The organism is Pseudoalteromonas sp. ASV78, assembly GCF_047806705.1.
Taxonomy (GTDB): domain Bacteria; phylum Pseudomonadota; class Gammaproteobacteria; order Enterobacterales; family Alteromonadaceae; genus Pseudoalteromonas; species Pseudoalteromonas prydzensis_A.
This window is the reverse complement of record NZ_JBLOPA010000001.1, coordinates 3384151-3405055: the sequence shown is the minus strand read 5'-3', so window position 1 is coordinate 3405055 and position 20905 is coordinate 3384151. Positions and strand designations below refer to the sequence as shown.

19 protein-coding genes and 1 tRNA gene are annotated in these 20905 nt (G+C 41.8%); 4 read left to right on the top strand and 16 right to left on the bottom strand.

From position 1 onward, the window contains the following. The first annotated feature begins 1 nt into the window (after position 1). Positions 2-379, top strand: a complete 378-nt coding sequence (locus ACMVDV_RS15485) for a hypothetical protein (protein WP_304183977.1) — start codon at positions 2-4, stop codon at positions 377-379. 161 nt (positions 380-540) lie between these two features. On the opposite strand, the gene ACMVDV_RS15480 is transcribed toward ACMVDV_RS15485, so the two are convergent. The 4 genes from ACMVDV_RS15480 to ACMVDV_RS15465 all read right to left on the bottom strand — a co-directional run bounded on the left by ACMVDV_RS15480 (position 541) and on the right by ACMVDV_RS15465 (position 3705). After that, positions 541-1716, bottom strand: coding sequence for a mandelate racemase/muconate lactonizing enzyme family protein (locus ACMVDV_RS15480; protein ID WP_304183975.1), 1176 nt, complete (start codon positions 1714-1716; stop codon positions 541-543). A gap of 26 nt (positions 1717-1742) precedes the next feature. Next, complete coding sequence (locus ACMVDV_RS15475; protein WP_416158705.1) at positions 1743-2510, bottom strand: class II aldolase/adducin family protein; 768 nt, start codon at positions 2508-2510, stop codon at positions 1743-1745. Between the two features lie 155 nt (positions 2511-2665). After that, positions 2666-2989 (bottom strand): c-type cytochrome, encoded by a 324-nt coding sequence (locus ACMVDV_RS15470; RefSeq protein WP_416158704.1) that lies wholly within the window; start codon positions 2987-2989, stop codon positions 2666-2668. 176 nt (positions 2990-3165) lie between these two features. After that, positions 3166-3705: a DUF2058 domain-containing protein gene (locus ACMVDV_RS15465; protein WP_416158703.1), complete on the bottom strand. Its 540-nt coding sequence runs from the start codon at positions 3703-3705 to the stop codon at positions 3166-3168. A 485-nt stretch (positions 3706-4190) separates the two neighbouring features. Between ACMVDV_RS15465 and ACMVDV_RS15460 the strand changes: the two genes are divergently transcribed. After that, the gene (locus ACMVDV_RS15460; protein ID WP_304179620.1) at positions 4191-5333 is read left to right on the top strand and encodes an MFS transporter; all 1143 of its coding nucleotides are present in this window, start codon (positions 4191-4193) and stop codon (positions 5331-5333) included. On the opposite strand, the gene ACMVDV_RS15455 is transcribed toward ACMVDV_RS15460, so the two are convergent. Both ACMVDV_RS15455 and ACMVDV_RS15450 read right to left on the bottom strand, forming a co-directional pair. Beyond that, positions 5300-5800 carry a prolyl-tRNA synthetase associated domain-containing protein gene (locus ACMVDV_RS15455; RefSeq protein WP_416158702.1) on the bottom strand — a complete coding sequence of 167 codons (501 nt, stop codon included), beginning with the start codon at positions 5798-5800 and terminating at the stop codon, positions 5300-5302. The genes ACMVDV_RS15460 and ACMVDV_RS15455 overlap by 34 nt on opposite strands. Beyond that, a complete protein-coding gene (locus ACMVDV_RS15450; protein WP_416158701.1) occupies positions 5801-6187 on the bottom strand; it encodes a hypothetical protein in 387 nt (128 codons plus the stop codon). It lies immediately after the preceding gene. Positions 6188-6362: 175 nt separating this feature from the next. On the opposite strand from ACMVDV_RS15450, the gene ACMVDV_RS15445 reads away from it, so the two are divergent. Then, positions 6363-6438, top strand: a tRNA-Ala gene (locus tag ACMVDV_RS15445). Between the two features lie 251 nt (positions 6439-6689). Here the strand turns inward: ACMVDV_RS15445 and ACMVDV_RS15440 are convergent. Further along, positions 6690-7937, bottom strand: a complete 1248-nt coding sequence (locus tag ACMVDV_RS15440) for a glutamate-5-semialdehyde dehydrogenase (RefSeq protein ID WP_416158700.1) — start codon at positions 7935-7937, stop codon at positions 6690-6692. Beyond that, positions 7934-9040 (bottom strand): glutamate 5-kinase, encoded by a 1107-nt coding sequence (gene proB, locus ACMVDV_RS15435; RefSeq protein WP_304179611.1) that lies wholly within the window; start codon positions 9038-9040, stop codon positions 7934-7936. The genes ACMVDV_RS15440 and proB overlap by 4 nt, the downstream gene beginning before the upstream one ends. A gap of 910 nt (positions 9041-9950) precedes the next feature. Between proB and ACMVDV_RS15430 the strand changes: the two genes are divergently transcribed. Further along, the gene (locus ACMVDV_RS15430) at positions 9951-11813 is read left to right on the top strand and encodes a cation:proton antiporter (protein ID WP_416158699.1); all 1863 of its coding nucleotides are present in this window, start codon (positions 9951-9953) and stop codon (positions 11811-11813) included. Between the two features lie 176 nt (positions 11814-11989). Here ACMVDV_RS15430 and ACMVDV_RS15425 read toward each other — a convergent pair whose 3' ends face one another. The 8 genes from ACMVDV_RS15425 to mutL form a co-directional block, all read right to left on the bottom strand. Then, positions 11990-12613, bottom strand: coding sequence for a tetratricopeptide repeat protein (locus ACMVDV_RS15425; protein WP_304179218.1), 624 nt, complete (start codon positions 12611-12613; stop codon positions 11990-11992). Positions 12614-12759: 146 nt separating this feature from the next. Beyond that, positions 12760-14073 (bottom strand): adenylosuccinate synthase, encoded by a 1314-nt coding sequence (locus ACMVDV_RS15420; RefSeq protein WP_416158698.1) that lies wholly within the window; start codon positions 14071-14073, stop codon positions 12760-12762. 216 nt (positions 14074-14289) lie between these two features. Continuing rightward, complete coding sequence (hflC, locus tag ACMVDV_RS15415) at positions 14290-15168, bottom strand: protease modulator HflC (RefSeq protein WP_416158697.1); 879 nt, start codon at positions 15166-15168, stop codon at positions 14290-14292. 5 nt (positions 15169-15173) lie between these two features. Further along, positions 15174-16340 (bottom strand): FtsH protease activity modulator HflK, encoded by a 1167-nt coding sequence (hflK, locus tag ACMVDV_RS15410; protein ID WP_304179214.1) that lies wholly within the window; start codon positions 16338-16340, stop codon positions 15174-15176. Between the two features lie 106 nt (positions 16341-16446). Beyond that, positions 16447-17730 carry a ribosome rescue GTPase HflX gene (gene hflX / locus ACMVDV_RS15405; RefSeq protein WP_304179212.1) on the bottom strand — a complete coding sequence of 428 codons (1284 nt, stop codon included), beginning with the start codon at positions 17728-17730 and terminating at the stop codon, positions 16447-16449. 16 nt (positions 17731-17746) lie between these two features. Beyond that, positions 17747-18010: an RNA chaperone Hfq gene (hfq, locus tag ACMVDV_RS15400; RefSeq protein ID WP_064668197.1), complete on the bottom strand. Its 264-nt coding sequence runs from the start codon at positions 18008-18010 to the stop codon at positions 17747-17749. 80 nt (positions 18011-18090) lie between these two features. Continuing rightward, complete coding sequence (gene miaA, locus ACMVDV_RS15395; protein ID WP_304179207.1) at positions 18091-19008, bottom strand: tRNA (adenosine(37)-N6)-dimethylallyltransferase MiaA; 918 nt, start codon at positions 19006-19008, stop codon at positions 18091-18093. Between the two features lie 10 nt (positions 19009-19018). Then, complete coding sequence (gene mutL, locus ACMVDV_RS15390) at positions 19019-20875, bottom strand: DNA mismatch repair endonuclease MutL (protein ID WP_416158696.1); 1857 nt, start codon at positions 20873-20875, stop codon at positions 19019-19021. Positions 20876-20905 lie beyond the last annotated feature (30 nt).

Below are 20905 nucleotides of genomic sequence, written 5' to 3'. Positions count from 1 at the left end.
AATGCTAAACAAAAAAGTATTATTCATAATAGCGGCATTACTGCTATATGGCTGTACAACGGGAGAAACAGCAACGCCCAAATTACAACATGCACTACTAACCAAACCACAAAGTGAACTCATCGCACAGGGTATTGCTCGCCTGATGCGTACTGAGAATATTGCAGTCGCTGATGATGTATTTATGCAGCGTAGTTTGATGGTGGTCGATAACGTTACTAAAACCGATGAACTTGGTAACCCAATTATGGGCAAACAACTCAATATGCCTGACCGTTATGAGCTGCTGATCAAAAATGATCTTTGTTTTGTTAGGCATTTAGACAGTAAGGCCACAGAGCCATTGCCGGATGTGAAATGTAAGGTGAATTATAAATAGCTTCTAGGTTCTAGGTTCTAGGTTCTAGGTTCTAGGAAAATTTTAACGTGTTGAATTTGTAGGAATAACTTTAAGCTTGCCAAAGGTCAAAGTAAATCAACGCTACGAGCAACGAGCTAAATTTAGCTCGCTGCTCGTAGCTCGCGACTCGTAGCCGTAACTTATTTTATTTCAACCCTTTGCGAGCGCATCACGACTTCGTCGTTCAGCTCAATACCAATCCCTGGCTCTTCAGACACTTCAAAGAAACCATTTTTAGGTTGTGGATCTTGTAAGCATAACTCTCGGTTCCACTTTTTAATTGCGTAAGTGTGATGCTCATGAATTAAGAAGTTTGGAATAGCGGTTTCTAAATGTAATGACGCTGCGGTTGCCACTGGGCCACCACAGACGTGAGCCTGAATACGCACGTCAAAAATATCGGCGTAATCACACACTTTTTTGGTTTCAGTAAAGCCACCACATAAACCAATATCAGGTTGTAGCACATTAATGCTTTGATCTTCTAAATAAGGGCGAACTCCCCAGCGATTATATAAGCGCTCGCCACCAGCAATTGGCACAGCAACTTTGTCAGCCACTTTTGCATGCAGTGAATGATTTAAGTAATTCACTGGCTCTTCATAGAACATACAATCAAATTCTTTAGCGATTTCACCAATTTGAATTGCAGATGTAACACCCGGTAAGCTGTGGCATTCGAAAATGATGTCTACTTCATCACCCACCGCCTCACGAATTGCTTGCATACGCGCGCGGTATAATTTCATTTCAGCGCGGGAAATGATATTTGTGCGGTCGTAATAAGTATTGCCATCTTTATCATACTGGATCGGATCAACTTTAACCGCATCGTAACCTTCCGCCACCGCTTTTAATGCCGCTTCAGCGTATTGTTGTGGGTGAACCAGCGCTTTAAACTCAGTGTCCCAGTCAAACTGTAATTGTGATGCATAAGTACGTAGCTTGTCGTTTACCTTACCGCCAAGCAGCTGATACACAGGTAAACCCAATGCTTTGCCTTTAATATCCCACAGAGCAGTATCTATCGCGCTCATTGCGGCATAAACCACTGGACCGCCGCCTAGCCCCCAGAAGCTTTCACGCAGCATACGTGACCATAACTTTTCGGTTTGAAATGGGTCGTGACCAATTAAAAAGGCGTCAGCCATTTCCTTGATCATTGCAGCGGCGGCACTGTGACCTAGATCATACGCAAGGCCAGCTTCGCCAACACCACTAATACCTTCGTCAGTATGAATACGGACAAATACAGGCGTCCAAGCTGGTCTGTCTGGACAATGGATATCAAACACTTCAACGCGATTAACTTTCATAAAATTCCTTATTAACCAGAGCTTGGTTATTTTGCAAAATTAGGGTCAAGTCGATAAGCTTTACGTAGCATTGCAGGCCATGCTAATTGCCCGCCGGTGCTGCCACTGTGCACTACATTCGCTTGATTATAAATATTATCTATTATCGCTTGCGGCACTGCTGTAACCGCTTGGCCACTGGCTTGCAGAGCTAACTGAATTTCACAGGCCCGCTGTAAATCATAAAAACGCATAAACGCATCACCCACCGTTGGCCCCACAGTTAAACCACCATGGTTTACTAACAACATATGATTAGTATTAGCGAGATCATCTTGCAAGCGTTTTTTCTCATCGTTATTAACTGCTAAACCTTCATAGCCGTGATATGACAATGACGGCAGTGAAAACATTGAATATTGGCTCAGTGGTAACAAACCATTTTGCTGCGTGGCAACGGCGATGGTTTCTTTAGTGTGTAAATGAATAACACAATGGGCATCTTCACGCACTTCGTGAATCGCGCTATGGATCGTAAAACCAGCTGGGTTAATCGTAAATGGTGTGTCATCTAAAATATTGCCGTCTAAATCCACTTTAACTAAATTAGATGCAGTTACTTCATCAAATGTGAGGCCAAACGCATTTACTAAATAATGATCCGTACCCGGTAAGCGCGCTGATAAATGTGTATAAATCAAATCACCCCAACGAAAATGCTCAACCAGCCGATAACAGGCGGCTAAATCAACCCGCAACTGCCATTCTTGGGCTGATACTTTATTTTTTAAATCAAGTTGTGGTAATTCAAACATTATGGGGCCTTATTTAAACGCATTAAAAGCATAACACGAAATAGATGGATAGAAGTCTAAAGTAGTGTGCGAGGATGATCAATCTTTAAAATAAAACAGCCACACCATTTGGTGTGGCTGGTTACTTAGTCACTCAATGACAAGTAGTACAAAAATTATTTTACGTTTGCTAAATACTCAGCAATTGCTGTCATTTCTTCTTCAGATACATTGGCAACCATTGCTTTCATAGCTGCGCTCATGCCATTGCTGCGCGCGCCCGATTTAATGTCTTTCATTTGTGCTACTAAGTAGTCTTTATTCTGACCATTTAGTTTCGGGTACAGTGCCATGATCGGTGCTTTACCTTCAGGACCATGACAAGTCTGGCACATTTTTGCAGTGTAAAGCGCAGCACCATCGGCAGCTAGGCTATTAAATGACACACTCGCAGCCATAGTGAGACTTGCCCCTAAGAGTAATTTTGTTATCTTGCTCATTGCATTCTCTCTTCTTTTTTAACGGTTTATAAAAATTATTGCTTTAATTGTAGACCATAATAACGGATCTTTGCACATTACTAATGTACGTTATTTATACACCGAGCAGATCACCTCATACACCCAAACTACCTCAAGATGTGAGTTTCAGTAACTTGAGGTGGTTTCGCTATTTACTACCAAACTAAATCATCTGGCACTTCAAAATCGGCATATGGATCATCGGCATCTTTGCCTTTATCTTCAGGCTCAACATGAAACACGATATACTTTTCATCAACTTCTGCCACTTTACGCGCAGGTTCATCTTCAAGTACAAAAAACTGCCCTTCTAAAACACAAATAGCGAGCCTGCCACCTGATAATGCTTTTTGCGTTTTTTCGTTTACGTCGAGCTCTTTTACTTTATTTTCATAAGTAAAATTAAAAGTACGCTCACCACGAATAGAATCTTGATTATGATGTTCTAATATCTGCTTCACGCGGGCAACTTGCTCACGCTGTTTTAGCTCAGCTTGACGAGTCTGGTTTAACTCTTCTGCTTTTTTCTGCTGCTCTAGCTTTGTTTGCTGAATATGCTTTTGCAGATCACTGGGGTTACTCGTTGCCCCTTTCTTTGGCTTCTTTTGTTGCTTACGTTTTTCACTTTTAGCAACTTTAGCTTTATGTGAGGTGGTTAGTCCTGCTTGTAGCAATTGGTCTTGTAATGAACCCATGGCTTTGTTCCATTAAAAACTGATATTAGCTTTATTTTATACCCAAACCACCTCAAGATGCGAGTTTCAGTTGGAATTAAAAGCGATTTAGGCAAGGCATTGATTGCAAGTAATAGTGGGTCTATTGCTAAAATCAATAACGCAGTATAAATCGCTTTTAAACCAACCCGTTGGGCGTTTCACAGGCACTTACTCTCAGCGTTGTTACTTCTTAAAAGGGACTGCCATTCTTGCAAAGTAACGCCTTGATATTAAGCCCCTGTGAAACGCTGAATTCTGCATCTTGAGGTGGTTTGGTTATAATCACCAATTAAAACAAATCATAGTGCTGTGGTCATTAATCTAGCAAAGTGTTGTGATTAAAAACCTGATTTAGCGCAATAAATGTATATTTCTAGAATAAAAGTAACCACTTAAAGAACGCATTGAGGTTGAATTTAATATCAATCAGGTTAAGCTGTGGTTTTTGTAGTAGGGCCAATAAAATGCGTTTCGGTCATTTATTAATTTGCTCGCTGTTTATCTTTTTTGTGCTCTATGCACCGCAGCCATTATTAAGCTTATTTGCCGAGCAATTTTCAGTTAGTCCTGCAACCGCTGGTAGTTTGATGACTGCGACCATGATCCCATTAGCCGTTGCGCCTTTGGTATATGGTTTATTGCTTGCTAAACGCAATCCTCTCACTATTCTTCGCTATGCAATGTTATTACTTGCCCTTACTTGTATCGCTTTTGCTTATGCGCCTAGTTTTGAGTTATTACTGCTATTACGATTTTTACAAGGTTTAACCTTACCTGCCGCACTGACCGCGATGACCACTTACATCGGCAGTACTTATCAAACTGATCAGTTACAAAAAAATATGACCTTCTATATTGGCAGTACAATTGCTGGTGGTTACTTTGGCCGAGTGTTAGCGGCTGTATTTGCAGACTTTTGGACTTGGCAAAGCTTCTATTTTGTTATTGCCGCTGGTTTAATTGGCTTTGCATTGAGTATTCCACGTAATCAAATAGCCATTGTTAGCAACACTCTTTCACCATTAAATTATTTAAAACAGCTCGCGAATGCTGCAGTATTAAAATTATATGGCGCGGTGTTTTGTATGTTTTTTTGCTTTGCTGCACTATTAAATTATTTGCCATTCATTTTACAAGACACTTTTTTAATTACTAATACTCGCGATATAGGCTTAGTTTATAGCGGTTACTTGATTGGCGCCCTCGCCTCTATTGCCACTCCTTGGTTATTAAAAAAGAGTATTTCACCGTGGCATTTATTATCTGCAATATTTATTTTTTATAGTATAACGCTGGTATTTTTGATGAGTTCACAATTGGTGGTATTTTTGCTGGCGTTCACTGGCTTTTGTGCTGCGATGTTTATCATTCATTCAACAGCGGCACCGCTGGTTAATAAAATCAGTATCGCCCCAGCCAGCGTTACCAATGGCGCTTATGTGTCGTTTTATTACAGTGGCGGCGCGCTAGGTTCATTTATACCAGGCTTGGTTTATCAACAATATGGCCATGTCGCATTTATGGCCTCATTGTTATTGGTGTGTTTATGTGGCTTAATTTTGGTTACTGCGGGCTATTTAGCGGGCAAAAAAACCACCTTAGGCTGATGCCCTGTTGCTATAAAAAAGCGCTCTAAATCCGCTTTTTGCAGCAACCAAGTTTGCGTATTCTCAAACGGGTGACAGTGGAATAACTCACCAAACCATATATCTTGGTCTAACCATAACGTGACATGGTTTTGCTTGTCATTCATCAGCGCCAACATCGAGACACAGCCAGGAGCGACTTTTAAAAAGCGCGCTAAGCGCTCATCAGAGGCAAACCCTAATCGTGATAACCCTTGGTATTTTGCCAATGCTTTTAAATCTAATTGTTTGTCATGGGCTGTGATCACTAAAAAATGCTTTTTTCCTTCGTTATCACGCAGAAATAAATTTTTCAGCCGCGTACCTGGACGCTCTATCATTAGCTCATCAGCAGTAAGACTGCCATGCAACGCCGGATGTTCAATCACATCATAGCGAATCTCTAAATGTAGCAATAGCGCTGCTAACGTTGTTTTATCCGCCAACATTTATAAGCAACGCCCCCTTAGTTTCACGCTTAAATCTCGCCACACAACATCGTTTATCTCGTACTTGTCGTTACAGTATTGCGTCATTTTTAGCTCTTGTTGCAATAACTCTACGGCTTGATCTTCCAACTCTAACTTTAAGCTGTTTGATTCTTCAAAATACTCTTGTTCAGCAAAGTTTTTAAATTCACTGCGCGTGAGTGGTCGATCTAAGTTTAAACTTTTTCGACTATTAGCTTTAACCGACACCACATAGGCAAAAATTTTATTACCTTGGTCATCTAACTTAGTATGTAACTGCTTATTATTAATTTCAAAAGGCGGCTCATCAGTTTGACTTGCGCACCCGCAAAGCAAAACGAGCAGGATCCATGCGTATTTTTTCATTTTTTAAGGTCTTTTTACTATCCAGTGACTGCTAGTCTATCAAAAATAGCTTACTTGCGTGAAAATTCGCAAAATATATAAAAAATGCTTGACCAAATTTATAAATCTCATTAAAGTTCGTCCCGCTTGAAAGGGAATCTCAAGTGGGTTACGACATTCGTAACTTTAGGAATGTGGGGCTATAGCTCAGCTGGGAGAGCGCCTGCCTTGCACGCAGGAGGTCAGCAGTTCGATCCTGCTTAGCTCCACCACTTTCCTACTCTTCAATTTTTATCTCTATGGCTCTCATGCCAAATTTAATTTTTAAATCTTCCTTATTTTAATCAAAAAACTGTTTATTTTATGCTCGTTATTTTTAGCTATCAGTTGTGCGCTGCATTATACCAATCGACTTAAATATTTAATCATGCTAGCGCGCTAAATAAAGCGCTAACATATTATATTTACGATCAAAAATGCCGAGTATAAACTCGGCATTTTAATTAGGTTATTCGACTACTAATTATTCGCGTATTTGGCCTTCACCGTTCACTAAGTATTTTTCTGTCGTTAGCGACTCTAAGCCCATTGGCCCGTAAGCGTGTAGTTTTGACGTTGCGATACCAATCTCAGCACCTAAGCCTAACTGCGAGCCATCTGAGAAGCGTGATGATGCATTTACCATCACTACCGAGGCATCAACGCTACGTTGGAACAACTGTGCCGCAGCGTCATTTTTAGTGCAAATAACTTCGGTATGATTTGAACCAAATTGTGCAATATGATCAATGGCACCAGCAAAATCAGGCACTACGCGAATAGCAATTTCTAAATCAAGGTACTCTTCACCAAATTGTTCTGGTGTAAGTACGGTTGCGTCATCAAAATATTGTGCAGCTTGGCTATCGGCGTTAATTTTTACCCCTTCTTGGCGCAATACAACGGCACACAAGTTTAAAAACTCATCGGCAATATCTTGGTGTACTACTAAACCTTCTAAGGCATTACATACACCAGTGCGCTGAGTTTTACCGTTCAGTAGTAAGTTAATCGCCACTTCTAAATCAGCGTCTTTATCCACATATAAATGGCATACGCCCTTAAAGTGTTGGATCACTGGAATGGTACTGTTATCCGTTACAAAATTAATTAAACCTTCGCCACCACGTGGAATGATTAAATCAATGCTGTCACGTTGCTGCATCAATTCCATTAATAATCCGCGGTCTGGATCTGGAATAACGGAGATTAACGCTGCAGGTAAATTATGCTGCTCTAATACTTGATGCATTACGCTGGCAATCGCTTGCGAGCTTTTCAGCGCCTCTTTACCACCACGCAAAATAACGCCATTACCTGATTTGAAGCATAACGCTCCGGCGTCAGCGGTTACATTTGGCCGTGCTTCATAAATCATACAGACCACACCCAGTGGTACGCGCATTTTACGAATTTTAATACCGTTAGGACGCTCGGTGATATCACGTAATTGACCCACTGGATCGTCAAGACTGACGATCACTTCAATGCCTTCGGCCATCGCTTCTATGCGTTCATCATTTAGCGTTAAACGGTCTATCATTGACGCTGCTAAGTTATTATCACGGGCTGCGGCTAAATCACTTTCATTTTCTTTAATAATAAATGCTTTTTGCTGGCGCAATGCTGCAGCCATATCCAGTAGCACCTGATTTTTAGTCTCGGTATCGAGTAAGGCTAACTGGTGCGCAGCTTTTGCTGCCTGACGTGAAATATCTGTAATTAAACTCATGACTTCTCCAATAATGCGATATCTTTCTCTGAAATAACGGGACCGATCGAATCTTGCATCTTGTCGCTAAATTCGCTTTGTTCGTTATCAGCTATAAAATTCAATAAACAACTGCTGTAATTTGCAGTTGCTTTGGCTAATCGAGTGCCGTCGCTGCTACGTACCAAAATGGTATCGCCAATTGCAAACTCACCATGCACGGCAACAATTTCATCGCCACGGATACAGCCAGTTTCACCTTCTAAAGATTCATCGTATGAACCCGCTACAACCACTTCACCTTGCTCACTTGCAGTATGAGTCATCCAATGTATGGCTTCTTGCATTGGCTTTTCATACGGTAAGAAAATAGTGCCTGGGTTTTCACCATCGAGCAGTTTTGTAAACGTCTGCTCTTTAAAACCATTAATGATATAAGTAGTAATACCATGTGAGGTGGCTTTTTCAGCAGCTTCTATTTTCGTTTTCATACCACCGGTGCCAACTGCACTGGTAGCACATCCTGCCATAGCATAGATTGAATCATCAATTGATTTAATTTCAGGCAGTAACACGGCATCATCATGTAGGTTAGGGTTCTTATCATAAAGCCCATCTACGTCTGAAAAAATCATTAATGCATCAGCATCTGCGGCCGCAGCCACCATCGCTGATAAATTATCGTTATCCCCCACTTTTAAATCATCGGTGGTCACCGTATCATTTTCATTCATGATAGGCAGTACACCATGGTCAAGTAAGGTAAACACGGTTTCTCGAATACTTTGATAACGCTCACGGTCACGTAAGTCACCATGAGTTAATAAAATCTGCGCCGATGGGAAATCAAAAAAGCGATCCCACATGGCCATCATTTCGGTTTGCCCTGCCGCTGCCATGGCTTTTTTCATCGCCACAGTGCGCTCTTGGGTCTTTGGAAATAAATGCGCGCCAGCAGCAACTGAGCCTGACGAAACTAAAATTACTTCAATTCCTTGGCTACGACAACGAACAATAAACTGAGCGATGGTTAATAAATAGCGTGAGCGACAGCCATCTTGATCAGGTGCAATCAATGCGCTACCTACTTTTAATACGATACGTCGCCAATTTAACTTTTGCATAAATGTTCAACTTTCCATTTTAACTGTGTCTTATCCTAGTTGGATAAGTATGAAAACAATCACCTAGCATTAAACTAGGTTACGAGTTAACAATCTGTACTTTCCTTTCACTCATTTTAAATCAGTACTTTTCAACACTCAGCCAAATACATTCACTCAGTATGTTAACTAAGCAGTAGGTATAGCATAACTTTAGCTCAATCATTAAGACTGAACAGTTATAAAGTAAATAAAAAGTGTTGTTTATGCATCGCTGTAAAAAGCTGTGTGAGGCTTTTTTATTAACAACATACATAGAGCCTCTAGAGTCTGATACACCAACAGATAGGGTGATGACTCAAGGACCGAGATTTGCTCACCACGATGGGCGTCAAATATTGAGTAAGTAACAGTTCAACTCAAACTATATAAATCACCACAAGGTAATTTATGTTCAAATTAACTAACTACTAAAAATGAGTAAAAATATACAAATTGTGTTCAAAACAATTAAAAATTAATTTTTAAGCATATAGATATAGTAACCTCAATCTAAGTCATTGAAATAACCAACAACTTAAAAATAACTATATGTATTCGCTTAGACCTAAAAAATAACTAATTAGATGACTAATTGTTTGAACACTAACTATAATACGCTAATATTGGCCTAGAGATCAAGGCTACATTTCAGCCAATCGGCTTATAATTGCAACTAAACAATTTTAAAACTATTACTTTTCATAAGGTTAAACTAACATTCATGCATTGTGATTATTTCAAAAGCAGTTAATTATCATTTCTTCCACAAATAAGTTCATAAACAGCTAAAATTTTATTAGGAAAAAATAACACACACGTGTATACCCCTGTATTATTGGTTTCATTAGCTATATCCTAATCGCAGTAATAAATAAGGAATACTTCATTTATGTCAGCTATTTATATCGCAGGGATCGCGCTATGCTCGGTTCTCGCCCAATGGATAGCCTGGGGTTTTCGTGTCCCAGCTATTTTATTTTTATTACTTACAGGCCTACTACTAGGTCCTGCTACTGGTATCTTAGACCCAGATGCATTGCTTGGTGATCTACTGTTTCCAGTGGTCTCACTCAGTGTTGCGGTGATCTTATTTGAAGGTTCATTAACGCTGCACTTTCGTGAACTTAAGGGGATTGGCAAGGTGGTCCGAAACCTATGCTCAATAGGTATGATTGCCACCTGTATAGTGATAAGTCTGAGTGCATATTGGATTTTAGAGCTGAACTGGCGTGTTGCCGCAGTACTTGGGGCTGTGTTAGTGGTGACTGGACCGACTGTAATAGCCCCGCTATTGAATGCAATGCGACCGACTCAAGATATAGACCGTATCTTGCGTTGGGAAGGCATTGTTATTGACCCAATTGGTGCTTTGTTCGCGGTGTTAGTATTCGAAGCGGTCATGCTGGTCGGCCAAGGTGAAGTGTTTTTACACACGATTATTGCATTATTTAAAACTCTAGGCGTGGGCTTGTCGATTGGCGTGGTTGCTGGCTGGTTAACTACGTTATTGATCCGTCGTGAATGGCTGCCATTTGAATTACATAAATTCGGCATCTTAGCGCTAGTACTGATTAGCTTTACAGTTTCAAATCATTTAAGCCATGAATCCGGTCTATTAGCGGTAACGGTGTTCGGTATTTGGCTCGCAAACCAAGATGATTTAGAAATCGATTCTGTGCTTGAGTTTAAAGAAGATCTTTCTATGATCTTAATTTCTACTCTGTTTATCCTACTTGCCGCGCGCTTAGAGCTCGCTGATTTAATGATGCTGGATGCTGATGTATTTATCTTTTTAGCGATAGTACTGTTTGTCGCGCGTCCGCTGTGTATTGCTATTTCAACTTATGGTACTGAACTGCCGATAAAATCTCGCTTGGTGTTAGCATGGATCGCGCCGCGCGGTATTGTTGCCGCCGCGGTGGGCTCTGTATTTGCGTTGAGTATGATGGAAGCCGGTGTCGCAGATGCCGAAAAAATCGTGCCGCTGATCTTTACCGTAATCATTATTACTGTGGTACTACAAAGTTTAACTGCTATTCCTATTGCCAAGTTATTAGGGGTACGTCAACCTTCGCCAAACACCATTTTACTCATCGGTGCAAACCATGTGGCTCGCGCAATCGCGCGTGGCCTGAAAGAGCAAAATATTCCCGTGTATTTATCAGATCCTGCTTGGGAAAACTGCCGTATGGCACGTATGGACGGCCTCGCTTGTTACTATGGTAACCCGCAATCTGAACATGCCGAACGTTATTTACCACTGACCACAATTCGTAGTGTCATGGCGTTATCACCAAATCGCCATCATAACGCGTTAGGTGTGCAGTACTTTTCGCATTTATTGAATGAGAAAAACGTATTTTCACTGCGTTCTTCAACCTCACATGCAAAAGCAAATAAAGACAGTGCAACGTTTTTATCTCGGCAAATACTATTTGGAGACAACGGCTCGTATGCCCGCCTAAGTAGCCTAATAGCCAAAGGCGGTAAGGTCAGTGCAACACGTATTTCAGAAGAGTTTAGTTGGGAAAAGTATCAAGAAATGAATGGCGATGCGATCCCATTATTTATTCTCAATGGCGACAAAGATAGCGATGATGATTCACCGGTAAAACTGCGTCCATTTACCATAAATATGGAAAAACCACCGCAACAAGGTGAGCGTGTGGTTGCGATGCTGCCACCAAAAATGTCGGTATTAAAAGATCCAAATAATGGCAAAAGCAAAGAGCCGAAAGAAATAAAAGAGTAACCAAAAAGGGCTAGGTATGACACCTAGCCCTTTTAGTTTCAACTCGCCAACTTTACCCTTTCTAACTCGCTAACTTTACCCTTTCTAACTCGCTAACTTTACCCTTTATAACTCGCTAACTTTACCCTTTCTAACTCACTAACTTTACCCTTTATAACTCGCTAACTAACTCACACCTACATCGGCAAACGCGCACGTGCCACTACGCTATCTGGCATTTTTTGTGCAAGTTGGGCGAGTGAGCGCTCGATTTCTTTATGGGTTGCTTTATCAGCCACCATGGCGTGAAATAGCCAACGGTAAGCATCTTCATAATCACGAGGACTACCGAAACCTTGATTAAATAAGTTTACTAAGCGTAGTTGCGCTTTTAAATTACCTTGTGATGAGGCTTCGCGAAGGTAAGTTACAGCCAGTGCTTTATCTTTTTGCACTAAACGTCCGGTATCGTAGTAACGCCCGAGCTGCTCTAATGCCGCCGCTAAGCCTTGCTGAGCGGCTTGGCGCATATAATACACACCGAGTTCTACATTACGATCAACACACACCGCATAGGCCAGCATATCACCATATAAAAATTGATAAGAAGGCAGTGCCATTTTATTGGCTCGCGCTTCGATATCTTGCACTAACTGGCAATCATCTGCCTTTACACGGGCTAAATGGGTATTTTTATTGATCAGTGCTAACAGCTCTGTCTCAGTGTACAAAGGCACTGCTGCAAGCGGCTCCTCTGCTTTAGCATAGCTTGCCAATAGCATAGAGAGCGGTACTAATGATAAACAAGTTAACAAACGCATTTAGGTCACTTTAATTAAAAACCATCTTGCTAAAGTTTATACAAAGATCGTTCCAGAATGAAATTTATCCGCGCTTATTTGTGATAAAGCTGAAAAACAGCCACAAAAAAAGCTGCACTAGGCAGCTTTTTTAGTGCTATTAGTGATTATGCAAACGGGTTGCGTAATACCATAGTTTCTACACGATCAGGACCGGTAGAAATAATATCAACAGGCACACCGGTGATTTCTTCAATGCGCTTAATATAATCTAAAGCAGCTTGTGGTAACTGTTCAACAGAGGTCGCACCTACTGTGTTTTCAGACCAACCTGGCATTTCTTCATACACTGGGGTTACTTTCTCGTAACCTTCAGCGGCAAGTGGTGTTACGTTAGTAACAGTGCCATCTTCAAGTTGATAACCAATACAGATCTTAAGCGTTTCTAAACCATCTAAAACGTCTAGTTTAGTTAAGCAGAAACCAGAAATTGAGTTAATTTGCACTGCACGGCGCATTGCCACAGCATCTAACCAACCGGTACGACGCAGGCGACCAGTTGTAGCACCAAACTCATGGCCTACAGTACCTAAGTGCTTACCTACTGGGTCTTGTTTTTCAAGGCCATCGTAAAGCTCGGTAGGGAAAGGACCAGAACCAACACGGGTCGTGTAAGCTTTGATAATACCGAGTACATAATCAAGGTTTAATGGACCAAAACCAGCACCTGTCGCAACACCACCAGCAGTGGTGTTTGAAGAGGTTACATACGGGTAAGTACCGTGGTCGATATCAAGCAATGTCCCTTGTGCACCTTCAAACAAGATGTTGTCGCCAGCAAGACGAGTTTGATCAAGTAATTCAGTAACATCAACAACCATTGCTTTAAGGATATCGGCAACAGCCATGGCATCATCAAAGGTCTGTTGGAAATCAACCGCAGCTACTTTGTAGTAGTTAACTAATGTGAAGTTATGGTATTCCAATACTTCTTTAAGTTTTGCAGCGAATAGCTCAGGATTGAATAAATCACCGATACGTAAGCCGCGACGAGCAACTTTATCTTCATACGCTGGACCAATACCACGACCAGTCGTACCAATCGCTTTATTACCGCGTGCTTTTTCACGGGCTACATCTAATGCGATGTGGAAAGGCAAAATTAGCGGACATGCTTCGCTTATTAATAACCGCTCACGTACTGGTACGCCACGTTCTTCTAGCATGCCAATCTCTTTCATTAGCGCTTCTGGTGAAACGACAACACCATTACCAATCACACACTTAACATTGTCACGTAATACACCCGATGGAATAAGGTGTAAAACCGTCTTTTCACCGCCGATAACTAAAGTATGACCTGCGTTGTGGCCACCTTGGTAACGAACTACTAAAGATGCTTTGTCTGTAAGGAGGTCAACTACCTTACCCTTACCTTCGTCACCCCATTGGGTGCCTAATACAACAACGTTTTTACCCATTGTAAATTCACTTAGAAAAAATTAGGACGAGATTTTACCAGAAAATAAGGGCAAAGATCACCCCGTTTAGGTTATTTTTTCTGCTTGATCATTTAACGACCATTACAATAAAAATTAACTGGTTGAATAACTTTAAGTTATTCACAATAATCTGTCTTACTAAAAGAAAAACCCTGCATACACAGGGTTTGGATTTGTGTTAGATGTAGGAAACGATTACTGTACAGCAGCACCTTTCATATATCTAAAGAAGTCACTGTCTGGTGATAACACCATTACGTCTTGCTTATCTTTAAAGGTCTTTTTATACGCCTCTAATGAACGTACAAAACCGAAAAATTCAGCATCTTTATTATAAGCATCAGCATAAATGGCTGCCGCTTGTGCATCGCCTTCACCGCGTACAGTACGCGCATTACGCTCAGCATCAGCCAGCATTACCGTGACACGACGGTCAATTTCAGCACGGATTGTTTCGGCTTTTTCTTGACCTTCAGAGCGGTGCTCTTTAGCAACAGCAGTTCGCTCTGCACGCATACGCTGGTAAATTGAGTTACTCACCTCTGACGGTAAATTGATTTGCTTAACACGCACATCAAGTACTTCAATACCAAGCTCTTGAGCACTTTCAGACGCTTGCACTAACGCTTCTTCCATTAGCTCACTACGCTCACCTGAGACAATCTCACGGATAGTACGCGAACCAAAGTTAGTACGTAGGCCATTGTTTACTTTTTGCTTAAGTAGTGCTTCAGCGTATTGCTTATCACCACGAGCACGTAAGTAAAACGCGCTAAAGTCATTTACACGCCATTTAACGTATGAATCAACAATTAAGTCTTTTTTCTCGCTAGTTACGAAACGATCGGGCGTACCATCTAACGTTTGAATACGCGCATCAATACGACGTACTTGGCTAAAGAACGGCACTTTGAATTGTAAGCCAGGGCTGTACACAATTGCCTGATCATCGCTGTCTTTTTGTACTTTACTGAATAGCATTACAATTGCTTTTTGCCCTTCAGGTACTACAAATACTGACGAAAACGACAACACAACGGCCGCTAATAATAGAACTAAACTAAAGTTTTTCATTGCGCTTATCTCCCGTCGTTAAAGCGATCAGCGCCAAAGCGGTCTGAACCTGAGTTCACAGTGCTATTGCGCGATGTATTAACTTTATTGCGTAAGTCGTTAATATCACTTGAGCTAGGTAATGCAACACGGGTTGCTGTACCTTGCTTGTCCATGATTTTATCAAGTGGTAAATACATCATGTTATTACCGCCTTTAACATCGACTAACACTTTTGAGCTATTACCGAGCACTTCTTCCATCGCATCAATATATAAACGCTCACGGGTTACTTTTTTAGCCGCTTGATATTCAGGTAATAGCTTTTCAAAACGAGCCACTTCACCTTGCGCTTCTAAAATAATACGTTCACCGTAACCTTCCGCTTCTTGTGTCATACGAGTTACTTGACCACGAGCACGCGGTTCAATTTCACGGGCATAGGCTTCAGCTTCACGAATAAAACGTTGCTCATCTTCTTGCGCAGCAATGGCATCATCAAACGCATCTTTAACTTCAGCCGGAGGGCGTGAATCTTTAAAGTTAACGTCAGTAACGATTAAACCTAAATTGTACGGTTCAACGATTTTATTCAGTTCATCCCAAGTATTTTGGCGCACAACCTCACGGCCGTTAGTTAATACTTGGTCCATTTTTGAATGGCCAACAACATAACGTAGTGCACTTTCTAAGGCTTCTTCTAAGCTAGAGTCAGCATTAGTGACACTAAACTTGTACAAGAATGGGTCAATAACACGGTACTGCACTTGGAACTCAACGCTCACTACGTTTTCGTCTTCAGTCAGCATAAAACCAGACGTCGATAATGAACGAACGGCTTCAATATCAACTGGAATTACCGTTTCAATAAACGTCATTTTCCAACGCAAACCTGGATCTGCGATGCGGTCAAACTGACCAAAATGTAATACGATGCCGCGTTCAGCTTCTTTGACGGTATAAATACCGCTCAATGCCCATACAATTGCAGCAATAATTAGCACAAATGAAAGACCAGCTCCACCAAGTCCGCCGCCACTTTTGCCGGATTTATTACCGCCAAATAAGCCGCCAAACTTACCGCTGAACTTGCGAAACACCTCGTCTAAATCAGGTGGGCCTTGATCACGTCCGCCTTTTTTGTTCCACGGATCTTTGTCATTGCCATTATTACCCGGTTCATTCCAGGCCATAGCTATACTCCATTGTTATCTAAATAATTTAGGTAATTACGTTAAATCTAACAAAAATACCGCTGTTCTCATACTAAAAATGACATTGTGCGGTAGTTTTTTCGAATTACGAAATAAAAGCGTCGATTTCAGGACCAAACTCTTTTCTTAAACGGTTCCATTCTACCATAGGCAGTCGAGTAGCTAACAACCATTGACCCTGTTCATCAAAATCTTCTTGATGTACTGCATTTAAATTAAACAACGCGGCACGTAAACGGCCAAACTGTGGTGCTAATCTAAGCGTATGTACAAACATTTTCTTTGCTAACAACTCACTGATAGCCTGTGATAATAATTCGCACCCGGCACCACTGTGAGCCGACAGCCAAACTCGAATTGGCGTGCCTTCATCATCACGGTCAATACGCGGTTCAATATCTTCAAGGGCATCAATTTTGTTGTATACCAACAATTGCGGCACTTCATCCGCTTCAATTTCTTTAAGAACCGATTGTACTTGTTCTATATTCTCTTTGCGACGATGATCCGCGACATCCACCACATGAAGTTGTAAATCAGCTTCTCGAGTCTCTGTCAGGGTTGCTTTAAATGCGGCAACTAAATCATGGGGCAAGTGACGGATAAAGCCTACGGTATCCGCTAAAATAATCGCGCCAACATCTTCAATTTCAAGTTTACGTAAAGTCGGATCAAGGGTCGCAAATAACTGGTCAGCCGCATAAACATTAGAGTTAGTGATGCGATTAAACAACGTCGATTTACCCGCATTAGTATAGCCTACCAACGACACCGTAGGAATTTCATTACGGTTACGAGCACGGCGACCTTGTTCACGTTGCACTGCCACCTTTTCTAAACGGGCACGAATACTTTGAATACGCACTCGCAACAAGCGTCTATCGGTTTCTAGCTGAGTTTCACCTGGCCCGCGTAGACCAATACCGCCTTTTTGCCGCTCAAGGTGCGTCCACCCGCGGATCAAGCGAGTTGACATATGACGCAGTTGCGCAAGCTCAACCTGCAACTTACCCTCATGGGTACGTGCACGCTGCGCAAAAATATCAAGAATAAGCGTCGTTCTATCAAGCACTCGGCATTGGCAAACGCGCTCTAAATTGCGTTCTTGTGACGGTCTGAGTTGATGATTAAAAATGACGACATCTGCGTTGTGGATTTTGACAATCTCAGCGATCTCTTCAGCCTTTCCGGTACCGACGAATAGTTTCGGATGTGGTGCTTGACGGCTGCCTTGCACAACCGCCAAACTGCTAACACCAGCAGAAGATACCAACATTTCTAATTCATGAAGATCTTCACGATCCCCTTCTTTTGGAAAGTCGATATGAACTAAGACTGCCTGTTCGCCGGCTTCATAACGGTCAAACAAACATTATGCTCCTAATTTAAAAATTTCCAGCTTCTGGCTCTTCACCGTCTTCACTTCCTTGAATACCTTGGAAGTTAACAGCACGAGCAGGAACTACAGTAGAAATCGCATGTTTATACACCATTTGATTCACGGTGTTTTCGAGTAAAATAACAAATTGGTCAAATGACTGGATCTTACCTTGTAGTTTGATGCCATTAACCAAAAAGATTGATACTGGAATACGCTCACGACGTAGCGCATTCAAAAATGGGTCTTGTAACGATTGGCCTTTTGCCATGTTATTTTCCTTCGTTCTAGGTGTTATTATAATTAAGTGGCTGAACTTATTTAACAAAGCTAAAAAACATTCAACTACTACTAGCTTAGCGAACTTACAACACGTTGCAAGTTTTCTTCATCACCCGTTGTTAACCACGTTACATCGGGCCAACCTCTTAACCACGTCAATTGACGTTTAGCAAGCTGTCGTGTTGCTGCAATACCGCGAAACACCATTTCATCGTAATCAGTTTCGCCAGCAATGTAATCCCACATTTGTCTATAACCCACGCAACGAATAGAAGGTAAGTTTGGGTGTAAATCCTTACGTTGATATAGGGATGAAACTTCATTTTCAAACCCCTGCTCAAGCATTATTTTAAATCTTTGTGCTATACGTTCATGCAAATCGGCACGATCATCCGGTGCAATAGCAAATTGATGGAACGTATAAGGTAAACTTGGCTGCTTACTTTTTTGCAGCTCAGTCATCGTTTTACCCGTTAAGCGATAGACTTCTAACGCGCGATTGATACGTTGCGAGTCATTTTCGCTCATTTTTTCTGCCGCTTGCGGATCAATTACTGCAAGCTCTTGATAAAGTGCCGGCCAACCATACAACTGAGCTTGCTGCTCAAGCTCCGCCCTCACTATTGGGCATGCTTCTGGTAATGGCGATAAGCCATCGATTAATGCTTTAAAGTACATCATTGTACCACCAACTAATACAGGCACTTTACCTTGTTGGTGAAATTGGTCAATCTTTTCAATCGCATCACGACGAAAATCAGCAACAGAGTAACTTTCACTGGGATCAATTAGATCAATTAAGTGATGTGGCGCAAGCGCCAGTTCTGCTGCGTCCGGTTTTGCCGTACCTATGTTCATATCTTTGTACACTAAGGCTGAATCGACGCTGATTATTTCAGTTTTTAAATGCTGACATAAATCAATAGCTAATGCAGTTTTCCCTGCAGCAGTTGGGCCCATTAAAAAAATGACCGGTAAATTACTCAACTCAAAGACCTTAATCTAGTTGTGCTAAAAAATAACTTAAATCTATTTTAACCGCTTTTGCAGTTAAACGCTGAATTGTTTGCGGATTATTTTGCATCCGCGCGACATCCTCAGCAAATGCTTGGCTGGCATAAAAACGTGGCGGTATTTGCCCGCGCTGCCAGTGCAACCAATCTTCAACACTGTCAAGCTCAGCGTGTGTTGCTTTTAATAAGGCATCTATTGCTTGGCTCACATCAAGCAGATATAAACTCTGCGGCAGTTTTTTAACCATCACAAATTGCTTTTCAATCAGTAATTCAAAGCCCAATAAGGTAAACCACGATTGCTGCTGAGTTAAACGCACGCTATCTTCTTTACTAATATTGACGCGTACCGGTAACAGTAAAGCTTTACCTTCTAAGTTGCCTTGCTCAGTAATTCGTTCAAGCCAATCATCCACTAATAAATATTTAAAATGTGAGCAATACAATTGCTGTTGGTGACTAAACACACAACCGCCATCACTTTGCAGCAACAACGGCTGCCCTGTTTGACGCTGATCAAACACCGCTAATTCGGCGGCAGTGGCAAGTGGCTGGTCAAAGTGGCTGGCATGTTGCTCATTAACACCTTGATAGAAGGCGCTGACATCATGATGATTGGCGCGACTAGCTTGATTTGCTTTGCCGCTTGAGCCTGAATACCCGCCGCTCCCTCGCGAGGCAGGCGACTGAGCAGCACTGTGGCTATGCTCAATTGGTTGCAGATTTGACTTCGGGTAATCAAACAACTCGCCAGCAGCCTTGTTAGAGTGCTGTTGTGACGCTGTAGTGTTAGGGTATTCTGAAGCCGCGTGTTGTGAACTTGGCTGATGATCAACAACGGCAAACTCATCTTGCAGTGGTACTACGACCTGTTTAATGGCTTGCAAAATAAAGTCATGTACTAAGCGACCTTGATGAAAACGCACTTCGTGTTTCGCAGGATGCACGTTTACATCAACTTGGCGCGGATCAATGTCGATATAAATAACAAAGCCCGGTAACTCCTCCTGCCCCGCTACCTCTTCAAACGCTTGGCGAATGGCATGTAAAATCAGCTTATCGCGCATCATGCGGTTATTTACATAGGTATATTGCGTGGTATTACTCGCTCCTACTGGTAACACCCAGCCATGTAATTGCAAACCAGGCTCGCCTGACTCAATATACAATCCCTGCTCAGCAAAGGCTTTACCTGCAACCTGAGCGACTCGAGCAATAGCCTGTGCTGGATCCGTTTTAGCACGATACTGGCGCACCACTTTATGGTTATGAGTGAGGGTGATCGACACATCAAAACGACTCAGCGCTATGCGCTTGATCAATTCATCAATATGGGTAAATTCGGTTTTTTCAGTACGTAAAAATTTGCGCCTGGCGGGGGTATTAAAAAATAAGTCTTTGACTTCAATGGTGGTGCCATCTGGGTGCGCTGTAGGTTTAACTTGCACCGCCATATCGCGGCCTTCTGCAAACGCTTGCCATGCGGCTTCCTGCTGCTGCGTTTTTGAGCTCAACGTTAAGCGTGATACCGAACTAATTGATGCGAGTGCTTCGCCGCGAAAGCCCAACGAACAAATATTCTCTAAATCATCAAGGGACTTTAATTTACTGGTAGCATGGCGAGAAAGCGCCAACGTGAGCTCATCTTTAGCAATGCCTGAGCCATTATCGCGAATGCGAATAAGCTTATGACCGCCGCGCTCAATATCAATTTGAATACGGGTAGCGCCAGCATCTAAGCTATTTTCGACTAACTCTTTAACCACTGAAGCTGGGCGTTCTACCACTTCACCGGCGGCTATTTGATTAGCTAACCGCGCGGGTAATATTTCAATACTCATATTTTTATAACCCGATTAAATACGTATGTT